The sequence below is a fragment of the Streptomyces sp. NRRL F-5755 genome, assembly GCF_001279365.1.
GTDB classification, from domain to species: Bacteria; Actinomycetota; Actinomycetes; order Streptomycetales; family Streptomycetaceae; genus Streptomyces; species Streptomyces rimosus.
On record NZ_LGCW01000230.1, the window covers coordinates 22,018 to 36,314 of the forward strand.

Annotated in this window: 17 protein-coding genes and 1 tRNA gene; 10 read left to right on the plus strand and 8 right to left on the minus strand. The window is 71.8% G+C overall.

Annotated elements, in window-relative coordinates; translation table 11 throughout:
* Nucleotides 1-19: 19 nt before the first annotated feature.
* From ADK86_RS18965 to ADK86_RS18975, 3 genes are all read right to left on the minus strand, one after another.
* On the minus strand, nucleotides 20-1,006 hold the full coding sequence (locus ADK86_RS18965; RefSeq protein WP_030370727.1) for a tetratricopeptide repeat protein: 987 nt from the start codon (nucleotides 1,004-1,006) through the stop codon (nucleotides 20-22).
* A 564-nt stretch (nucleotides 1,007-1,570) separates the two neighbouring features.
* Nucleotides 1,571-1,978, minus strand: coding sequence for a mycothiol system anti-sigma-R factor (gene rsrA / locus ADK86_RS18970; RefSeq protein WP_030370726.1), 408 nt, complete (start codon nucleotides 1,976-1,978; stop codon nucleotides 1,571-1,573).
* A complete protein-coding gene (locus ADK86_RS18975) occupies nucleotides 1,975-2,673 on the minus strand; it encodes a sigma-70 family RNA polymerase sigma factor (protein ID WP_030587398.1) in 699 nt (232 codons plus the stop codon). Before ADK86_RS18975 ends, rsrA begins: the two co-directional genes overlap by 4 nt.
* A gap of 345 nt (nucleotides 2,674-3,018) precedes the next feature.
* Between ADK86_RS18975 and ADK86_RS18980 the strand changes: the two genes are divergently transcribed.
* Entirely contained in the window at nucleotides 3,019-3,612 is a 594-nt protein-coding gene (locus tag ADK86_RS18980; RefSeq protein WP_053697641.1) for a helix-turn-helix domain-containing protein, read from the plus strand.
* A gap of 19 nt (nucleotides 3,613-3,631) precedes the next feature.
* Here the strand turns inward: ADK86_RS18980 and ADK86_RS18985 are convergent, their stop codons facing one another.
* A complete protein-coding gene (locus ADK86_RS18985; RefSeq protein WP_053697642.1) occupies nucleotides 3,632-4,258 on the minus strand; it encodes an alpha/beta family hydrolase in 627 nt (208 codons plus the stop codon).
* Nucleotides 4,259-4,304: 46 nt separating this feature from the next.
* Nucleotides 4,305-5,123 (minus strand): SOS response-associated peptidase, encoded by an 819-nt coding sequence (locus ADK86_RS18990; RefSeq protein WP_053697643.1) that lies wholly within the window; start codon nucleotides 5,121-5,123, stop codon nucleotides 4,305-4,307.
* A gap of 35 nt (nucleotides 5,124-5,158) precedes the next feature.
* Between ADK86_RS18990 and ADK86_RS18995 the strand changes: the two genes are divergently transcribed.
* From ADK86_RS18995 to ADK86_RS19010, 4 genes are all read left to right on the plus strand, one after another.
* On the plus strand, nucleotides 5,159-5,872 hold the full coding sequence (locus tag ADK86_RS18995; RefSeq protein WP_003983259.1) for a M50 family metallopeptidase: 714 nt from the start codon (nucleotides 5,159-5,161) through the stop codon (nucleotides 5,870-5,872).
* A gap of 190 nt (nucleotides 5,873-6,062) precedes the next feature.
* The gene (aroA, locus tag ADK86_RS19000) at nucleotides 6,063-7,430 is read left to right on the plus strand and encodes a 3-phosphoshikimate 1-carboxyvinyltransferase (protein WP_053697644.1); all 1,368 of its coding nucleotides are present in this window, start codon (nucleotides 6,063-6,065) and stop codon (nucleotides 7,428-7,430) included.
* Nucleotides 7,431-7,443: 13 nt separating this feature from the next.
* On the plus strand, nucleotides 7,444-8,451 hold the full coding sequence (rsgA, locus tag ADK86_RS19005) for a ribosome small subunit-dependent GTPase A (protein WP_003983261.1): 1,008 nt from the start codon (nucleotides 7,444-7,446) through the stop codon (nucleotides 8,449-8,451).
* Nucleotides 8,452-8,541: 90 nt separating this feature from the next.
* Nucleotides 8,542-8,865 carry a DMT family transporter gene (locus tag ADK86_RS19010; RefSeq protein WP_003987099.1) on the plus strand — a complete coding sequence of 108 codons (324 nt, stop codon included), beginning with the start codon at nucleotides 8,542-8,544 and terminating at the stop codon, nucleotides 8,863-8,865.
* Between the two features lie 24 nt (nucleotides 8,866-8,889).
* Here ADK86_RS19010 and ADK86_RS19015 read toward each other — a convergent pair whose 3' ends face one another.
* A complete protein-coding gene (locus tag ADK86_RS19015; RefSeq protein WP_053697667.1) occupies nucleotides 8,890-9,519 on the minus strand; it encodes a TetR/AcrR family transcriptional regulator in 630 nt (209 codons plus the stop codon).
* A gap of 142 nt (nucleotides 9,520-9,661) precedes the next feature.
* Between ADK86_RS19015 and hisN the strand changes: the two genes are divergently transcribed.
* Both hisN and ADK86_RS19025 read left to right on the plus strand, forming a co-directional pair.
* Complete coding sequence (gene hisN / locus ADK86_RS19020; RefSeq protein ID WP_003987101.1) at nucleotides 9,662-10,465, plus strand: histidinol-phosphatase; 804 nt, start codon at nucleotides 9,662-9,664, stop codon at nucleotides 10,463-10,465.
* A gap of 187 nt (nucleotides 10,466-10,652) precedes the next feature.
* Entirely contained in the window at nucleotides 10,653-11,084 is a 432-nt protein-coding gene (locus tag ADK86_RS19025) for a cyclic nucleotide-binding/CBS domain-containing protein (RefSeq protein WP_030587375.1), read from the plus strand.
* Nucleotides 11,085-11,163: 79 nt separating this feature from the next.
* Here ADK86_RS19025 and ADK86_RS19030 read toward each other — a convergent pair whose 3' ends face one another.
* Entirely contained in the window at nucleotides 11,164-12,645 is a 1,482-nt protein-coding gene (locus tag ADK86_RS19030; RefSeq protein WP_053697645.1) for a catalase, read from the minus strand.
* 139 nt (nucleotides 12,646-12,784) lie between these two features.
* Between ADK86_RS19030 and ADK86_RS19035 the strand changes: the two genes are divergently transcribed.
* The 3 genes from ADK86_RS19035 to ADK86_RS19045 all read left to right on the plus strand — a co-directional run bounded on the left by ADK86_RS19035 (nucleotide 12,785) and on the right by ADK86_RS19045 (nucleotide 14,122).
* Nucleotides 12,785-13,204, plus strand: a complete 420-nt coding sequence (locus ADK86_RS19035; RefSeq protein ID WP_003987106.1) for a Fur family transcriptional regulator — start codon at nucleotides 12,785-12,787, stop codon at nucleotides 13,202-13,204.
* Nucleotides 13,205-13,378: 174 nt separating this feature from the next.
* A complete protein-coding gene (locus tag ADK86_RS42385) occupies nucleotides 13,379-13,867 on the plus strand; it encodes a hypothetical protein (RefSeq protein ID WP_063789035.1) in 489 nt (162 codons plus the stop codon).
* 54 nt (nucleotides 13,868-13,921) lie between these two features.
* The gene (locus ADK86_RS19045; RefSeq protein ID WP_106982240.1) at nucleotides 13,922-14,122 is read left to right on the plus strand and encodes a hypothetical protein; all 201 of its coding nucleotides are present in this window, start codon (nucleotides 13,922-13,924) and stop codon (nucleotides 14,120-14,122) included.
* A gap of 70 nt (nucleotides 14,123-14,192) precedes the next feature.
* On the opposite strand, the gene ADK86_RS19050 is transcribed toward ADK86_RS19045, so the two are convergent.
* Nucleotides 14,193-14,266: transfer RNA gene (locus ADK86_RS19050), tRNA-Met, on the minus strand.
* Nucleotides 14,267-14,297 lie beyond the last annotated feature (31 nt).

The window sequence follows — 14,297 nt, forward strand, 5'->3', positions numbered from 1 at the left end:
CGGGGCGGCCCGACGGCCCTCAGCAGACCTCTTCGAGATCGCGCCACTCCCGGGTGTCCGGGCTGTCCGCGACCCAGCCGTCCAGCAGGCCGCGCACCAGGCCGGCGGGCGCGGCGATGCCGCACTCGCGCTCCGGCACCCACAGCGAGCCGGAGCCCGCCGTGCGGTGGCCCAGCGGCCCCGGGTGGCCCGGTTCGCTGTGGTCGTGCGGGTCCAGGTGCTCGCCCTCGCCCTCGTCGCTGGGCATCCGGCTCTCGGAGCACGTACGGCACAGCAGGCGGACGGAGGACGACCAGTCCTCCGCGGCAAAGCCCGCGTCGGCGGCCAGCCGCTCCAGGGCGTCGCGGTCGGCCTCCGTGGCGGCCTCCAGGAGCACCACCCAGGTGGGGACCGGGGAGGGTGCCCACAGCTCGATCTCGTCGAACACCGGGAAGGACGGTCCGGCGGCGGTGGTGCGCTCGCCGTTCGGTACGCCGTCGTGCAGCACGACCTCGCCCCAGCGCCGCCCGGAGGACGGCAGCGGGATGGAGAGCACCTCGATACGGGCCGGGTCCAGGCGGCGGCCCCAGACCACCTCGGCCTCGCCCTCGGGCGACAGGCGCACGGCGGCGCTGCCCAGCTCCATGCCGACCGGTTCGGCGGACGGCGATCCCTCGCCGGGGACCTTGAGGCCGTATGCCTGCCAGGCGCGCCGGGCCAGCGGCCAGTCCTGGAGGGCGGTGGCCGCGATGCCCACGTTCCACCAGTCGGGGGCCCCGGCCTCGCGGTCCAGCAGGGCGACCGCGCGGAGCCCGGCGGCGCGCGCCTGCTCCCAGTCGTGCCGGAACTTGTGCAGCAGCGCGAGGTTGAACCAGGACTCCGACAGCCACGGCTCCATGTCCGCCGCCCGGGTCAGCAGCGCGCCCGCGTCCTCGTAACGGCCGTCACCGATCAGCGTGAAAGCGCGGTCGGTCGCCTGTCGCCACGAGGCGGAGGGCCGGTGCCGTACCTTGCCGAAGATCCTCACGATTCCCGCCTGCTGGTTGCTTCCTGGATGCCGCCCCGGACAAAGGCCGGGGGCCGTTCGAGGGCCCACTCGACAACCTGCCACAGATTGCCGCCGGGCTCAGCCCGGTTGCCGCGCCGGCCGCGGCCCGCCACCGACCCCCTCATCGGCTCCTTGCCTTTCGCCGACCCCCTGAATCCCCGTTCGTGGGGGTTCCTTCGCATCCAACCATGCCCATCTCCGGGGCCGCTCATTACCCATCGGTTCCGTGACCTTGCGCGGGTGTTTGTGGCGATCTGGGCGGGGCGTGCGACGCGAACGTCCGTACGCAATGCGCAACAGGACGGCCGTCGGCAACATGGCCGGGCGGTACGTCGGATGAGGCCCCGGGGACCGCGCTCGTGCCCCGCTCCGGGGATCGCGCGAGGTGCGCTCGCCGACGGGGGCGAGGGCGGCGCCCGGCAGCGGGGCGCACGGGAACGCCGAACCGCTGTGCGGGAGTTGGTGCCCTGCGGGCGGGGAAACTGTGAAGATCCGGGCGGGACGCATCGTCCCGCCCCTCACCCCTTCGGGTGATGCGCCGCGCTATTCGGCGCGCGCGGTCTCACCCCGCGCGTCGAGCGTGCCGTCCGGGCCGGACCCGGACGCCTGCTCGGGGGCCTTGGCGGCCGCGGCGGCACGGGCCTCCGCCTGCTCCTGCTTGGCCTGCTCCAGCACGCTCTGCTCGGGCACCGCCTCGCCGGCGCGGATCAGGTCGATCCGGCCCATGACCTTCGAGCGCAGGTCGGTCGGTACGTCGTCATGGCCGCAGCAGCGCTTGACGAGCTTCTTGACGGCCTGCTCCAGCCCGTACTTCTCCAGGCACGGCGAGCACTCGTCGAAGTGCTCCTGGAACTTCTCGCATTCACCGGCCGGCATCTCGCGGTCGAGATACTCGTACAGATGGTCGAGGACCTCTGAGCAGTCCTTCTCGTGCGGCTCTCCGCAGCTCATGATCCCGAGCCTTTCCGATCGTGCGGCTGCGACGACTGCGCGGTCGCAGCGCCCGCCCCGGCGGGGACCAGCCCGCGCTCACGGGCGTAATCCTCCAGCATGCCGCGCAGTTGGCGCCGGCCGCGGTGCAGACGGGACATCACCGTGCCGATGGGTGTACCCATGATGTCGGCGATCTCCTTGTACGCAAAGCCCTCGACGTCCGCGAGGTAGACCGCGATGCGGAATTCCTCCGGAATGGCCTGGAGGGCGGCCTTCACGTCGGAGTCCGGCAGATGGTCCAGCGCCTGCGACTCGGCCGAGCGCAGGCCGGTCGACATATGCGACTCCGCGCGCGCCAGCTGCCAGTCCTCGATCTCCTCGGCGGCGCTGCGCTGGGGTTCGCGCTGCTTCTTGCGGTAGGAGTTGATGAAGGTGTTCGTGAGGATGCGGTACAGCCACGCCTTGAGGTTCGTTCCCTCACGGAACTGGTGGAAGGACGCATACGCCTTCGCATACGTCTCCTGAACCAGGTCCTCCGCATCGGCCGGGTTGCGCGTCATGCGCAGCGCGGCCGAATACATCTGGTCCAGGAAGGTGAGCGCGTCCCGCTCGAAGCGCGCGTTGCGCTCGGCGTCCGTCTCCCGCGTCCCGTTGCCAGCGTGTTCCTCTGCCGTGCCGTCGGTCCCTGCGTCGGTACCGGTGACCGGACCCACCTCCTCCAACACCGTGACGGGTCCGGATGCTGACCCGCTCGAATCGGAGAATAGACGACGATCCGGTACCGCCGCCGCTCCAGCCAGGGCGGTCTGGGTGCCGCGCAGCTGTGTCCACTGCAGGTCAGCGGCCTGCGGGCGGGCTGGGCAAGCGATTCCCATGCGGCGGGCTCCCATTCTTCGAAGATTCCTTCAACGTTCCTGCAACCCGCACAACAGCCGCACCCCGCACGTCATTCCCGCACCGCGCGCGTGGTACGTGACCATGGTCACGCGGCCCGGCGGGCGCCGCCGGAACGCCCGGGAACCCTTGACAAACGCGCTTGCCGGTTCGGCAATGAAGACATGGACGACAAGGCGTACGAACGGGTGCTGTCCGATGTGGGGCCGCGGCTGCGGCGGCTGCGGCAGGAGAGGGGGGTGACGCTCGCCGCGCTCTCGGAAACGACGGGCATCTCGGTGAGCACCCTCTCCCGCCTGGAGTCGGGCGGGCGCAAGGCCACCCTGGAACTGCTGCTGCCGCTCGCCCAGGCCCATCAGGTGCCGCTGGACGAGCTGGTCGGCGCGCCGGAGGTGGGCGATCCGCGGGTGCGCGCGGTGCCGCAGCGCCGCAAGCACATGACGTTCGTGCCGCTGACCCGGCAGCCCGGCGGCCTCCAGGCGTACAAGCTGGTGATCGATCCGGTGCCGGGCACGCCCGAACAGCGCACCCACGAGGGCTACGAGTGGCTGTACGTGCTGTCCGGGCGGCTGCGGCTGCTGCTCGCGGACCGGGACGTGGTGCTGCGCTCCGGCGAAGCGGCCGAGTTCGACACCCGGCTGCCGCACTGGTTCGGCCCGGCGGACGACAAGCCGGTGGAGATCCTCAGCCTCTTCGGGCGGCAGGGCGAGCGGATGCACGTACGCGCCAAACCGCGTTCCAAGAAGGACGACGACTGAGCCGCGGACAACCAGGCGGTCAGGCGAAGAGGCCGTCCAGCCACTCCCCCACCGCGTCCGTGAGCAGGGCCATCGCCGCCGGCTCGTCGAGGTCCGCCTTCTTCGGTACGGCGAACCCGTGGTCCCCGTGCGGCACCTCGACGATCCGGGTGCCCCCGGGGAACTCCGGCGGCCGCCCGAACGGGTCACGGCCGCCCTGCACCACCAGCGTCGGCAGCCCGGCCCCGGTCAGTTCGTCCGCGCGCGACTTCTCCGGCTTGCCCGGCGGGTGCAGCGGGAAGCTCAGCGCCAGTACGGCGTGCGCGCCCAGGCCGCGCGCCGTGCGGCAGGCCACCCGCGCCCCCGCGCTGCGCCCGCCCGCGACCACCGGCAGTCCGGGTTTCTCCAGGGCAGGCCACAGCGCGGTCCACGCGGCGTCCAGAGTCTTGGGAGCCGGTGCCAGCTTCTTGCCGGCCACCCGCCACGGCTGCTCGACCAGTGCGACGGTGTAGCCGCGCGCGGGCAGCGCGGCGGCCAGCGCGCGCAGGTCCCGGGCCTCGATGCCGCCGCCCGCGCCGTGGCTGACGGCGAGGACGGCCCGCGCGTCCTCCGCCGGGTGCCAGGTGACGCGCGCCTCACCCACAGGAGTCTCGACTGTTTCGCTCACGTCCTCATCCTGCCGCCTCGCGGGCCCCGGAACGTGCGGGCACTGGTCAGAACAGCATTTCCTCCTCGGGCGCCGGCAGCTCCTTGACCAGCTCGGGCCCGTTGTTGCGGACGTTGCTCACGTCGGTCGACACCGGGTAGGCGCGCATCAGCCCGGCGGGCGGCGGCGCGAGCAGCGGCAGCAGGTCGTCCACGTCCGTACGGGCCGGGTCGAGCCAGGCGTCCCACTTGTCGGGCGTCAGGATCAGCGGCATCCGCGGGTGGATGTCGGCGAGCGCCTGCGGGCCCGCGCCGCCGTCCGCGTTCGCCAGCGGGGTGGTCTCGGCCTCGGTGGTGACGACCGTGCAGGTCACCCACCACGCCTGCGGGTGGTCGTCGGGCAGCGTACGGTCGCGCCAGAACTCGTACAGCCCGGCCAGCGCCATCACCTGACCGTCCGCGGGGGTGACGAAGTACGGCTGCTTGCGGGGGCGCTTCCTCTTGCCCTGCTCCTCCAGCTGCCGCTCGGCGGCGGCCGTGACCCACTCGTAGTAGCCGTCGCCGGGCAGCAGGCAGCGGCGGGCCGCGAACGGCCGCTTGAACGACGGCTTCTCGTGCACCGTCTCCGCGCGGGCGTTGATCATCTTCACCCCGACATCGGGCGATTTCGCCCAGGACGGGACCAGTCCCCAGGTCAGTCTGCGCAGCTGGCGAACCGGACGGCGGTCTTCCGCGTCTTTCAGGGGACGTTCGAGCACCGCGTGGACGTTCTTCGTCGGGGCGACGTTCCAGTCGGGCGCCAGGGCCTCCTCCGGTTCCCACTTCTCGACCTCGAAGAGCCCCACCAGATCCTCGGGGCTGCGACTCGCTGCATACCGTCCGCACATGCATGCCACAGTGCCACGCCAGACCAAGGGGAGAGATGGACACCGGTCATATCACCGACGTATGGGACAGGGTTTTCGGCATCCAGCCCGACCCGCCGCCCTGGCTCGTCGTCGTCACGGCGGTGGTCGCGCTGGCCGTGATCACCCCGTACCGCGCCTGGCGGCTGTCCCGTAACGCCATCACCATCGCCCACGAGGGCGGCCACGGCCTCGTCGCGCTGCTCAGCGGGCGCCGGCTGTCCGGCATCCGGCTGCACTCCGACACGTCGGGGCTGACCGTCTCGCGCGGCAAGCCGACCGGCCTCGGCATGATCCTCACCGCCGCCGCCGGATATGTGACGCCGTCCCTGCTCGGGCTGCTCGGCGCCTGGCTGCTGGCCTCCGGGCACATCACGGCGCTGCTGTGGGGCGCCACCGCGCTGCTCGCCGCGATGCTGCTGATGATCCGCAACGCGTACGGCGTACTGACCGTGGTGCTGGCCGGCGCCGCCTTCTTCCTCGTCTCCTGGCTGACCGCCCCCGAGGTGCAGGCGGCGTTCGCGTACGCGGTCGTGTGGTTCCTGCTGCTGGGCGGCGTACGGCCGCCCTTCGAGCTCCAGGGCAAGCGGCGCCGCGGCCGGGCCGGGGACTCCGACCCCGACCAGCTGGCCCGGCTCACCCGGGTACCGGCAGCCGTCTGGCTGGGACTTTTCCATGTGGTGACGCTGTGCTCGCTGGCCGGCGGCGGCCGCTGGCTGCTGGACGTCTGAGCCCGTACGGCCCGTACCCCCGGGCCGGTACGGCCGTACGCGGGCGCCCGCCGGACGCGCTCCGGAGCGCGCCTCCGGGAGCGCGGTCCCGCACAGTGACTCCGCCTGCACTATCAGTGCTGTGTTTCCCGCAGGTTGCGCCGCTTTTGATCAAGATCTGCACACCGGTCCAGCCATTAAAGTGAAGGGCATGACCGAGAGCCCCGTGCATCCCGCCCTCTGGCCCGCCCCCGTAGCTGCCGGGGCGGTCGACGCGACCGTCACCGTGCCCGGCTCCAAATCGGTCACCAACCGTGGCCTCGTCCTCGCCGCCCTGTCCTCCGAGCCCGGCTGGCTGCGCCGTCCGCTGCGCTCCCGGGACACCCTGCTGATGGCCGAGGCGCTGCGCACGATGGGCGTCGGCATCGAGGAGACCGCCTCCTCCAACGCCGCCTCGACGGCCGGCGCGGACGGCGGCGGAGGCGAGTCGTGGCGGGTGATCCCGGCCGGTCTGCACGGCCCGGCAACCGTCGACGTCGGCAACGCCGGCACGGTCATGCGCTTCCTGCCCCCGGTCGCGGCCCTCGCCGACGGCGCCATCCGCTTCGACGGCGACCCGCGCTCCTACGAGCGCCCGCTCGACGGCGTGATCAACGCGCTGCGCTCGCTCGGCGCCCGGATCGACGACGACGGCCGCGGCGCGCTGCCGATGACCGTCTTCGGCGGCGGCGCGCTGGAGGGCGGCGCCGTGGAGATCGACGCCTCCTCCTCGTCGCAGTTCGTCAGCGCGCTGCTGCTGTCGGCGCCGCGCTTCAACCAGGGCGTCGAGGTACGGCACGTCGGCGCGGCGCTGCCCTCGATGCCGCACATCCGGATGACCGTCGACATGCTGCGCAGCGTCGGCGCCCAGGTGGACACCCCGGAGTCGGGCGGCGAGCCGAACGTCTGGCGCGTCACCCCCGGCGCCCTGCTGGGCCGCGACCTGATCGTCGAGCCGGACCTGTCCAACGCCCAGCCGTTCCTGGCGGCGGCCCTGGTCACCGGCGGCCGGGTGACCATCCCCGACTGGCCCGAGCGCACCACCCAGCCCGGTGACGCGCTGCGCGAGATCTTCACCGCCATGGGCGGTTCCTGCGAGCTGACCGAACAGGGGCTGACCTTCACCGGCAGCGGCCGCATCCACGGCATCGACGTCGACCTGAGCGAGGTCGGCGAGCTGACCCCGGGCATCGCCGCGGTGGCCGCCCTCGCCGACTCCCCCTCCACCCTGCGCGGCGTCGCCCACCTGCGCCTCCACGAGACCGACCGGCTGGCGGCGCTCACCAAGGAGATCAACGAGCTGGGCGGCGACGTCACGGAGACCGAGGACGGCCTGCACATCCGGCCGCGCGCGCTGCACGGCGGCATCTTCCACACGTACGAGGACCACCGGCTGGCCACCGCCGCCGCGGTCATCGGACTGGCCGTGCCGGGCGTGCAGGTCGAGAACGTCGCGACGACCGCCAAGACGCTCCCCGACTTCCCCGCCCTGTGGACCGGGATGCTCGGCGAAGCGACGGCCCCCGCCCGGAGAGGCTGAGGCCCGTACGACCATGCGCCGCTACGGCAAGAACCCCGACGAGGACGACATCCGCGTCCGTCCCAACCGCAAGGGCAACCGCCCCCGTACGAACATCCGGCCCAAGCACGAGGACGCCAGCGAGGGCCTGGTGCTGACCGTCGACCGCGGCCGGATCACCTGCCTGATCGAGGACCGCACGGTCATCGCGATGAAGGCCCGCGAACTGGGCCGCAAGTCCGTCGTGGTCGGCGACCGGGTCGCGGTCGTCGGCGACCTGTCCGGCGCCAAGGACACCCTCGCGCGGATCGTCCGCGTCGAGCCGCGCAGCTCCACCCTGCGGCGGACGGCGGACGACGACGACCCGTTCGAGCGGGTGGTCGTCGCCAACGCCGACCAGCTCGCCATCGTCACCGCGCTGGCCGACCCGGAACCGCGGCCGCGGCTGATCGACCGCTGCCTGGTCGCCGCGTACGACGCCGGGCTCGACCCGTTGCTGGTCCTCACCAAGTCCGACCTGGCCTCCCCCGACACGCTCCTGGAGTCGTACGGCACGATCGGCGTCCCGTACGTCGTCACCAACCGCACCGAACTGGCCGACGGCACCGCCGCCGAGCAGGTGCGCGAGCGGCTGCGCGGGCACATGACCGCCTTCGTCGGGCACTCCGGCGTCGGCAAGACCACCCTCGTCAACGCGCTGGTCCCGGACCGCAAGCGGGCCACCGGACACGTCAACGCGGTGACCGGTCGCGGCCGGCACACCACGACCTCCGCCCTCGCGCTCCCCCTGCCCGACGACTCGGGCTGGGTCATCGACACCCCGGGCGTACGCTCCTTCGGCCTCCACCACGTGGACCCGTCCCGCGTCGTCCTCGCCTTCCCCGACCTGGTCCCCGGCACCGCCGACTGCCCCCGCGCCTGCAGCCACGACGAACCGGACTGCGCCCTCGACCAGTGGGTCGCCGACGGCCACGCGGACCCGGCCCGCCTGTACTCGCTACGTCGGCTGCTGGCCACGCGGGAGCGACGCGAAGGGGACTGAGCGCTCAAGTTTGCTGCCCCACCGCCGAGGTAAATGCATAATCACACCAAGGCTGGCGAAGCGGTCACGGACCGTACGGAGGCAATGGACATGGCGTGGCTGCTCGTCGTGGTGGCAGGGCTCCTGGAGACGGGGTTCGCGGTCTGCCTCAAGCTCTCCCACGGGTTCACCCGGCTGTGGCCCACCATCGCCTTCGCCTGCTTCGCGCTCGGCAGCTTCGGTCTGCTGACGCTCTCGCTGAAGAAGCTCGACGTCGGCCCGGCCTACGCGGTGTGGACCGGTATCGGGGCCGCCGGCACCGCCATCTACGGCATGGTCTTCCTCGGCGACATCACCTCGGTCCTCAAGATCGTGTCGATCTCGCTGGTGATCATAGGGGTCATCGGGCTGCAGCTGTCGGGGTCGGCACACTAGGCACGCACGGAGCACGCCCCGCGCTCACGCGCGGTGCGCGGCGTGTGCGAACGCGTTGTGCAGCTGGCGGGTCAGGTCCTCCGGTTCGGCGGGGGCCACGACGTACGACAGGGTGAGGCGGGCCGCGGTCGCGCAGGCGGTGCCCAGTTCGGGGAGGTCCTCCTTGGGCCAGTCGGCCTCCAGCGCGGCCATCGCGCGGTCGCAGAAGCGGCCCACCAGCTCCGTCGGGCCCGGCGGGGGCCCGTCCGCGTACGCCCCCGCGCCCCCGGAGCGCGCCCCGCGCTGGCCCGGGACCCCGCCCGCCGGCGCGGGCAGGCGCTCGCTCCAGCAGCCCGTCAGCGCGGCCCGTATCAGCGGATTGGTCCGCGCCGCCCGTACGGTCCACGCGGCGGCCGCCACCACGCGGGCCTCCACGCCGCCGCCCGCGGTGGGCCCCGGCTCCTCCAGAGCGCGGCTCACCCCGGCGAGATAGCCCTCCGTCTCCCGCCGCACCAGCGCCCGTGCCAGCCCTTCCTTGCTGCCGAACTCGTTGTAGAGGGTCTGCCGGGACACCCCGGCCTCGGCCGCGACATCGACCATCCGGACGCCCGCCCACGGCCTGGCCGCGAGCGCCGCGTAGGCGGCGTCCAGCAGGGATTCACGCGCTGTAGGCATCGTCGCCTCCCAGGCCGCCCGGCCCAGATGGCCGGTGTGCGCCACAGGATTGACTCACCACCAGGGGCTGTCAAGGGTCCGTACGCGCCGGGCAACCGTGGTCATGTGGCTCGTCCGGTATACCAATCGATACTGTTCGCACATGCCCGACTATCACGATGACCTCCGCCTCGGCCACGTCCTGGCGGACGCCGCCGACGCCGCGACCATGGAGCGGTTCAAGGCACTCGACCTCAAGGTCGAGACCAAACCGGACATGACTCCGGTGAGCGAGGCCGACAAGGCGGCCGAGGAACTGATCCGTGGTCATCTGCAGCGCGCCCGTCCGCGGGACGCCGTACTGGGCGAGGAGTTCGGCAGCGAGGGCTCCGGCCCGCGCCGCTGGATCGTCGACCCCATCGACGGTACGAAGAACTATGTGCGCGGGGTGCCGGTCTGGGCCACGCTCATCGCCCTGATGGAGCGCGGCGAGGGCGGCGACCGCCCGGTGGTCGGCGTCGTCTCCGCGCCCGCGCTCAACCGCCGCTGGTGGGCGGCCGAGGGCCTGGGCGCGTACACGGGCCGCAGCCTGACCTCCGCGAGCCGCCTCCAGGTGTCACAGGTGGGCCGCATCCAGGACGCCTCGTTCGCGTACTCCTCGCTGACCGGCTGGGAGGAGCAGGGCCGCCTCCCGGGCTTCCTGGAGCTGTCCCGGGACTGCTGGCGCACCCGCGGCTACGGGGACTTCTGGCCGTACATGATGGTCGCCGAGGGCTCGGTGGACATCTGCGCGGAGCCGGAGCTGTCGCTGTGGGACATGGCGGCCTGCGCCGTCGTCGTGCAGGAGGCGGGCGGCCGGTTCACCGGTCTGGACGGCGTGCCGGGCCCGCACAGCGGCAACGCCGCGGCCTCCAACGGCCTGCTGCACGAGGAACTGCTCAACTACATCGGCGACGGGCGCCGCTGAGACACCGGGCGCGCTCGTACGTCCGTACGGGCGCGCACCCGGGGCGCGGAAACGGCAATCGTCCGTTCCGCGCCCCTTGTTGCCTCTCCGTACGCATGTGAACATGAGAACACCGAAGCTTGTGAACTTGTGAAACCCTTCGCAAGGTGCCCAGCAAGCCTCAAGGAGGTGGCTCCATTCCATGCCCATGTACGTGCGCAACGCCATGAGCACGGTGGTCCTCACCATCGGGCCCGCCCACACCCTGCGCCAGGCGGCCCGCCTGATGTCGGCCCGCCGCGTCGGCGCGGCCGTCGTCCTCGACACCGACACCAGCGGGCTCGGCATCCTCACCGAGCGCGACATCCTCAACTCCCTGGGCGCGGGCGAGGACCCGGACCGGGAGACCGCGCAGGCCCACACGACCTCAAGCGTGGTCTTCGCCGCGCCCGAATGGACGCTCGACGAGGCGGCGGGCGCCATGGTGCACGGCGGCTTCCGCCACCTCATCGTGCTCGACGGCCAGGAGCCGGAGCCGGTGGGCATCGTGTCGGTCCGCGACATCATCCGGTGCTGGTCCAGGGTTCCTGAGCAGTCCCCGGCCCCCGAGCGGGAGCGGGTCGGCGCCGTACCGGCGTGAGCGCACCCGCGCCCCGTGTACGCGAAGAGGCCGGAGCCCATTGGCGTCCGGCCTCTTCGGTGTTACGGCAAGGGACGGGTCAGCCGCGCAGGGCCTGGACCGCGGCCTCCAGCCGCTTGCCGTAGTCGGGGTCCGCCTTGCGGAAGTTCTCGATCGCGCGCTGGGCGATGTCGTCGCGCGAGACCTTGGAGATGAAGCCCGCCAGGTTGTCGATCAGGCGCTCCTTCTCCTCTTCCGTCATCAGGCGGTACAGGTTGCCGGCCTGCACGAAGTCGTTGTCCTCGGCGTGCGAGGGCGCGGGCTCCTCACCGGTCGTGCCGGTCACCGCGATCGGCTGCCACAGCGGGCGGTCGGTCTGCACCGGGCCGCCGAAGCTGTTCGGCTCGTAGTTCTTCGCGCGGCCGTGGCGGCCGTCGTAGAGGTAGCCGTCGCGGCTGTGCGAGCGGGCCTCGGTGGCGTGCGGGCGGTTGACCGGCAGGTGGTCGGCGTTGATGCCGACGCGGTAGCGGTGGGCGTCGGCGTACGCGAACAGCCGGCCCTGGAGCATCTTGTCGGGCGAGGGGCCGATGCCCGGCACGAAGTGGTGCGGGGAGAAGATCGACTGCTCGACCTCGGCGAAGATGTTCTCCGGGTTGCGGTTGAGCTCCAGCTTGCCGATCTCGATCGGCGGGTAGTCCGCGTGCGGCCAGACCTTGGTCAGGTCGAACGGGTTGAAGCGGTACGTCGCGGCCTCGGCGGCCGGCATGATCTGCACCTGGACGGTCCAGCTCGGGAACTCGCCGCGCTCGATCGCCTCGCGCAGGTCGCGCTGGTGGCTGTCGGGGTCCTCACCGGCGAGCTTGGCGGCCTCGGCCGCGGTGAGGTTCTTGATGCCCTGGTCGGTCTTGAAGTGGTACTTGACCCAGAAGACCTCGCCGGCCTCGTTGTTCCACTGGTAGGTGTGCGAGCCGAAGCCGTCCATGTGGCGGTACGAGGCCGGGATGCCGCGGTCGCCGAACAGCCAGGTCACCTGGTGGGTGGACTCGGGCGACAGACCCCAGAAGTCCCAGACGTTGTCCGCCTCCTGGGAGCCGGTGTACGGGTCGCGCTTCTGGGTGTGGATGAAGTCGGGGAACTTGATGGCGTCCTTGATGAAGAACACCGGGGTGTTGTTGCCGACGAGGTCGTAGTTGCCCTCTTCGGTGTAGAACTTCAGCGCGAAGCCGCGCGGGTCGCGCACCGCGTCGGCGGAGCCGAGGTTGCCGGCGACGGTGGAGAACCGCAGGAAGGTCTCGGTCTGCTTGCCGGCCTCGGAGAGGAACTTGGCGCGGGTGTAGCGCGACATGTCGGCGGTGGCCGTGAAGGTGCCGTACGCGCCGGCGCCGCGGGCGTGCACCACGCGCTCCGGGATGCGCTCGCGGTTGAAGTGCGCGAGCTTCTCGATCAGGAGCTGGTCCTGGATGAGCCCGGGGCCGCCGACGCCGGCCGTCTCGCTGTTCTGGTTGTCCGCGACCGGTGCCCCGGCCTCCGTGGTCAGCGGTCCGGTGCTGCTCTGTACCGACACGTGCGCCTCCTGAGTCATGAACCTGCCCTTGGCTTGCGCCGCATCCGATCCTACATTGGACATTGTCTAAGTCAAGATGATCCCGAAACTCGTACCGAATCCGGTGATGGACGGACCACTGCTACCCTTGGCCTTATCTGACTGATAGGTGATTGGCATGAGTGACCTGCTGGAACGGCTCCGGGGACGCGGCTGGCGGCTGACCGCGCAGCGACGCGTCGTCGCCGAGGTCCTCGACGGGGACCACGTCCACTACACCGCTGACGAGGTGCACGCGAAGGCGACCGAACGGCTGCCGGAGATCTCGCGTGCGACCGTCTACAACACGCTGGGCGAGCTGGTCTCGCTCGGCGAGGTGCTGGAGGTCAGCACGGACGGCCGCGCCAAGCGGTACGACCCCAACGCCCACCACGACCACCAGCACCTGGTGTGCTCGCGGTGCGGGACGATAAGGGACGTACACCTGGACAGCGACCCGCTCGCCGCGCTGCCGGTGCCGGAACGCTTCGGCTTCCAGGTCTCCGAGGTGTCGGTGACGTACCGCGGCATCTGCCCGAACTGCCACTCGCACAGCTGACCCCGGCGGCGGCCGCCACCTCGCGCGGCCGCGCCGACCGCAGAAGGAGCCCGCCCTGACATGGCGCGGGCTCTTCGGCGTGCACACCTTCCGTACCACCGGCACCGGGGATTACGTCCCGCACCTCGGGTACCCGGCCTGGAGCCGTATCCCGACCAGGAAGGGACCGTACTGATGGTGCGCAAGAAGGTCGAAGGCGACGAAGAACAGCGCCGCGCGGCGGCCCGTGAGGCCCGTGCGGCCGGCGAGGCCCCCAGCGCCCGGCAGGCGACCACCGGCGCCTCCAAGCAGCGCACGTACGAGCCGGAGAAGGCGGCGCACGAGGAGCGGATCGCCACACGGCACCGCGGCAAGCAGGACGAGCCGCACGAGCCGACGCTCCCGCCTCCCGAGCGCGCCGCACCGCTGCCCTCGCACGGGGACGGCGGGCGCTACACCTCGGCCCATGAGGAGACCCTCCGGGCGCTCACCGAGGCGCAGGCGGAACACGGCGGCGACGGCGTGTATCTCCAGGACATCGCGCGGCGCTCCGGGAGGGAGCCGGAGGAGACCCGCCTCCTGGTGCACGATCTGGTCGACAAGTTCCGGGTGGCCAGCGAGCTGCAAGGGGTCGAGGACCCCGACCTGGGGCAGCGGTACGAGGTCAAGCCGCGGGGACAGTGACCGCTTGATGGCGTTTTCGCCGTAATTACCGGGGTACCCAGGCCCCAGGAGGTGGTGACCGTGCCCGAGCCCGGCAGCAAGAGTTACGACACCCGCCGCGCCCGGCTCCGCAAGGACGCCGAGGACAGCGGGATCAGCGATCAGCAGGCCAACCAGGAGGCGAACGAGACCCTCCAGGAAAAAGAGGGGCAGCGCAGCAGGGGCCCGCGCACCGAGCGCGGCCGGGGCCCGAAAGGTGAACGCCGCGGCGAGTGACCACGCCCGGGCCCCGCGCCACACCATGAAGAAGGCCCGGATCCTGGAGGATCCGGGCCTTCTTCATCAGTAGCGGGGACAGGATTTGAACCTGCGACCTCTGGGTTATGAGCCCAGCGAGCTACCGAGCTGCTCCACCCCGCGCCGTTGTGTGTCCAGTCTACGCACACCCCGC